Annotated in this window: 1 pseudogene; it reads right to left on the minus strand. The window is 67.2% G+C overall.

Annotated elements, in window-relative coordinates:
• Positions 1 to 232: pseudogene (locus ACSNOK_RS36445) on the minus strand (phosphoglycerate dehydrogenase); the annotation flags it as partial.

Here is a 232-nt window from a genome sequence, read left to right on the forward strand (position 1 = left end):
GGCCAGCGCCATGTACGGCTTCAGCCGCGGCGCTTCCTCCGCCGACAGCGAGGGCATGTTGATCGCGTTGGTGACTCCGCCCAGCAGGAGGAAGTCGCTCATCTGCTCCGCCACCTGGATCGCGACATTGACCTGCGCCTCGCTGGTCGAAGCGCCCAGGTGCGGCGTGGAGACTAACCCGGGCGTTCCGAACAGCGGCGAGTTTGTCGCCGGCTCGGTCTCGAACACGTCC

The organism is Streptomyces sp. URMC 126 (assembly GCF_051386555.1).
Taxonomy (GTDB): domain Bacteria; phylum Actinomycetota; class Actinomycetes; order Streptomycetales; family Streptomycetaceae; genus Streptomyces.